We start from the raw sequence: 4,183 nt of genomic DNA on the forward strand, positions 1-4,183 counted from the left end.
CGTTTTTAGCTGTTTTTTGTTCTCGTAAACTACACGCGAACAAAATATTCTTTATTCCACCATCTATTTTCTCTTAATCGAGCAGTATTGACTGGGAAGTGTTGTAATTTAACTAATACTTACGTCTAAGAGATACTCGCTTTTTTTAAGAGGGATCGAGCTTTCTGGTTTTGAGTGCGTAAGTCCAGTTAATAAAAGAGGTGGTTATTGTTCAAGGGAGATGAATATTGCTCTCTCCCAATGGAATACACCAAGAGCAGTCAATCTCTTTGACTATATAGATATTGTAATTTTGGGGACGGGGAAGTTTAACCAACGCCCCCAATTCACATCTGTATATTAGGCTAGAGTCCGAACAAGTTCAGAAGATTAAAGATAACACCGAGAGGGCCAGTTATAGTGTTTATGGTATCGCCAGTCTTAGCGGAACCAGATCGGTTGACTACAACAACATCATTATTGCGGAGTATGGGATTAGTTTGCTCATTAATGCCAGCAGAAAAATCCACTTTTACTATGCGTTTAGTGACAGAACCGTTAGGGTTGAGGCGAATCAAATCAACAGCACTGCTACTAGCTCTGGCATCGTTGAATCCCCCAGCAGCGAGTATAGCTTGATTTAAAGAGCTATTCGGCTGAACGTCTGTTAACCCTGGTTTTTTAACTTCGCCTACCACACCAACTTGAATTCGTGTAGGAGACAAAGTAGTGGTAGCTAATTGAGTAGCTTCTGCGGGGTTAATCTCAGTTGCCGTCGGTATAACAATCGTATCTCCGTCTTGCACGATGATGTCTTGACTAGCGTCGCCACTCTGCAATAGTTGCCAAAGGTTGATATCTATAGCTTGTTCTGAGCCAGTTCTTGTAAGTCGACGTAGCCTGAGATTACGAACATCAGCCTGTGCTGTAATTCCTCCAGCTAGTTGAATAACCCGTGTCACATTTGGTAGACCATTAGGATTAGCAGTACCACTGTTAGTTGCTGCGCCCCCCTGTGCATCTGTGCTGGCTGGGGTAACAAGATACGAGCCGGGACGGTTAACTTCACCAATAATTGTTACCGTGCGAGGCGTGGTTTGGCTGGCAGCAAAGTTAGATGCAAATATATTACGAGATTCTGCCACGTTGAAGTTGGTTGCTGTTGGCACAACTATAGTGTCTCCATCGCGCAAGGTAATATCCTGTGATAACCTACCTGTTTGGATAAGTTCCTTCAAATTGACGGTGACGGTTTGCTCTGAAGAACGTCCTAATTTACGCCGTAATTGAACTTGACTCACATCTGCAGCCAAGGTTACGCCCTGTGCTGTTGTCAATGCGGCTAATACAGTTGGGTACTGTACGCCTGGATTGTCTCCCGCGCCTCCGCTCAAGCTAAGAGTGTAAGCTCCTGGACGTGTCACTTCTCCGGCAACGAAAATATTGATGGGACGAGGCGATAACAAATTAACTGAGATTAAGGGACGTTTGAGGAAACGAGCATATCTTCTAGCAATTTCGTCAGCAGCCTGTTCAGTTGTTAGACCGAGGACTGACACACTGCCAATTAAAGGTAGGTTGATTGCTCCACCTGGGGGAACTTGGTATTCTCCTGTATATTCAGGTACTTCAAATACATTTACCCGGATGCGATCGCCGCCTCCTAATGAATAATTAGTATCTAATTGTGTTTGTGTGCTTGGTGTTTGTGTAGTTGGTGGTAATGGTTGTCCCTGAGCTAGACTCGCAAATGGCACAGCGACATTGACAGCACTTAACAAAGCCACACCCACAACTGGCTGAGTTAGGAATTTGAATTTAAACAAACTTGTGTTAAGCATATTTACCTTAAGATTCTGAAACTACGATTAATAAAGTACTGTCTAAACATTTTTATTTTGACTATACCTAAGTATTCAAGTTCCCCAACACTCTTATTTTCCCCGAAAAGTGTAATTTTCCGGAGGAAATTTGTTTCTTAAATTTGAATTTTTAGTGAAGTTATTTTAAAGTTGAGCAAACTTGAATATGGGGATTCTCAAAAAATATGTGACTTACGCAAATAAACGCAGTTTATATAAAAAATTGTCTGTTATGTAAAGAGGTACTTACGAATAAACCATTTCTACCAAAGTCAATTCAATGGCACTTAAACTGTGATTCTAAATATTGTATATAGTAGTAATTTTTGTAAAAATTATGAAGTCCATTATTGATTAACTACAAATAACCTTGGAAAAGGTCAAAATTTAGTTTTTTGTGAGTTGGATTGAGCCAAAACAAACTCAAGAAGGCGGAAATTTAAGGTTATTCTGTAAAAAGATACCACGTATATACGTTGCTCAAACAAATCTAGAATTGAGTATTTGGCAACGAAATTAATTAACTGAGTTATTTTTTCTTTGAATTTGTTGAATAAAAAACTCTTCTAGGGAGTAACGCGACAAGTTCATGGCAATAATTTTACCTTCCATCAAACGAACACTAGCGAGGAAATCATAGTAATCGTCTTGTAGTGTACCTTGCCAGGAACCATCAGGTTCAAATCTGAGAGTGGGTATCCATTTTTTGAGAATTTCCCAATCACCTCCTTGACCTTTTACATGATATGTGTTGTCTACGCCTAAAAGTTCATTAAGGGAACCAGAGCAAATTAGTTCACCTTGAGCAAGGATGGCAATGCGATCGCAAATCTGTTCTACTTCACTAAGAACGTGGCTATTGAAAAAAATCGTCTTTCCAGCAGCTTTTAGTGCCAGGATGATTTCCCGCATTTGGTAACGTCCTATCGGATCGAGACCAGACATGGGTTCATCCAGAAAAACCAAATCTGGCTCGTTAATTAGCGCCTGTGCCATACCAACACGCTGTAGCATTCCTTTTGAGTAGCGGCGTAAAAGTTTTTTGCGAGCATCAGCTTGGGATAAACCCACTAATTCCAGCAGTTGGGGAATGCGTTGGCGTTGGACACTTTGGGGAATTTGGAATAGTCCAGCAGCTAGCTGCAAAAATTCCCAGCCAGTGAGATAGTCATACAAATAGGGATTTTCTGGCAAATAGCCAATATGTTGCTTAACACTGCGATCGCCTATAGGCTTATCCAATAATAATCCCCGTCCAGAAGTAGGATGAATAATTCCCAGCAACAATTTTAAAAGGGTGGTTTTACCAGCACCATTTGGCCCCAGCAACCCAAAGGTTTCGCCTTTGTAAACTGTTAAAGAACAGTTTTTGAGAGATATGACTTTTTGATTTAACCAAAAACCGGTGCGATAGACTTTTCGCAACTCAGAAGTTAGGACTACTGGCGGAGTATCTCTCGTATTAAGTTGAGAATCAGGGTCATCTGCAACAGACTTCATTTCAGTTCAACCACTAATTACCAGCCTGGCATTAATTACAAGTTACCTAGTAGGCTGATAATAACCATCACTGAACGGTGTGTCAATTATTCGGGATTGGGGACTGGGGACTAGGGATTGGGGGAATAACGAATGCCCCATGCTAAATACCCCATTTGACTCGTTTTATAGAACGCCTTTAGAACTGGGAATTAAACCAGCACGACGGGGGTCAATCTCCACTGCTAGCCGTGTTGCTCTTGCAAAGGCTTTAAATGTCGCCTCTATGATGTGATGGGAATTAATGCCATCCAATTGCCGAATGTGTAGTGTCATTTGGCTATGGTTCACCAGTGCCACAAAGAATTCGCGCACGAGTTGGGTGTCATAAGTTCCTACACGCTGGGTAGGAATTTGCAAGCCGTAGCTGAGGTGAGGTCGTCCAGAAAAGTCTAGCGCTACCTGAACTAAGGCTTCATCCAATGGTGCAAGAAAATTACCAAAACGGACAATACCTTTTCTGTCACCTAGTGCTTGGTTAAAAGCTTGACCCAAGGTAATGCCTACATCTTCATTGGTGTGATGGTCATCAATTTCTAAGTCTCCCTTGGCTTGGACATCTATATCAATCAGTCCGTGGGAGGCAATTTGATGCAACATGTGATCCAAAAACGGAATGCCTGTTGCTGCTGTGCAAGTTCCTCTACCATCGAGGTTGATGGTAACTTCCACATCAGTTTCACCAGTGGTACGGCGAACAGTGGCAATTCGAGGGGTTTTTGTTAACTGGTCGTAATTTGAATTAACTTTGCTAATTTGCATTGGGAGTGGGGAATGGGGAATGGGGAATGGGGAATGGGGAA

The 4,183-nt window shown here is 41.8% G+C and carries 3 protein-coding genes; all 3 read right to left on the minus strand.

Annotated elements, in window-relative coordinates:
- Positions 1-344 precede the first annotated feature (344 nt).
- The gene (locus tag GNF10_RS35625) at positions 345-1,820 is read right to left on the minus strand and encodes an SLBB domain-containing protein (protein WP_185580715.1); all 1,476 of its coding nucleotides are present in this window, start codon (positions 1,818-1,820) and stop codon (positions 345-347) included.
- A 537-nt stretch (positions 1,821-2,357) separates the two neighbouring features.
- Positions 2,358-3,341: an ABC transporter ATP-binding protein gene (locus tag GNF10_RS35630; protein WP_185581783.1), complete on the minus strand. Its 984-nt coding sequence runs from the start codon at positions 3,339-3,341 to the stop codon at positions 2,358-2,360.
- A 165-nt stretch (positions 3,342-3,506) separates the two neighbouring features.
- Positions 3,507-4,142 (minus strand): imidazoleglycerol-phosphate dehydratase HisB, encoded by a 636-nt coding sequence (gene hisB / locus GNF10_RS35635; RefSeq protein ID WP_185581782.1) that lies wholly within the window; start codon positions 4,140-4,142, stop codon positions 3,507-3,509.
- Between the last annotated feature and the right edge of the window lie 41 nt (positions 4,143-4,183).

It is taken from the genome of Nostoc sp. UCD121 (genome assembly GCF_014222285.1).
In the GTDB taxonomy this organism is placed as follows: domain Bacteria; phylum Cyanobacteriota; class Cyanobacteriia; order Cyanobacteriales; family Nostocaceae; genus Nostoc.

What these genes read in the sequence shown, in the direction of transcription:
- GNF10_RS35625 (WP_185580715.1), bottom strand. Translation starts at nt 1,820, where the DNA reads ATGCTTAACACAAGTTTGTTTAAATTCAAATTCCTAACTCAGCCAGTT.
- GNF10_RS35630 (WP_185581783.1), bottom strand. Translation starts at nt 3,341, where the DNA reads ATGAAGTCTGTTGCAGATGACCCTGATTCTCAACTTAATACGAGAGAT.
- hisB (WP_185581782.1), bottom strand. Translation starts at nt 4,142, where the DNA reads ATGCAAATTAGCAAAGTTAATTCAAATTACGACCAGTTAACAAAAACC.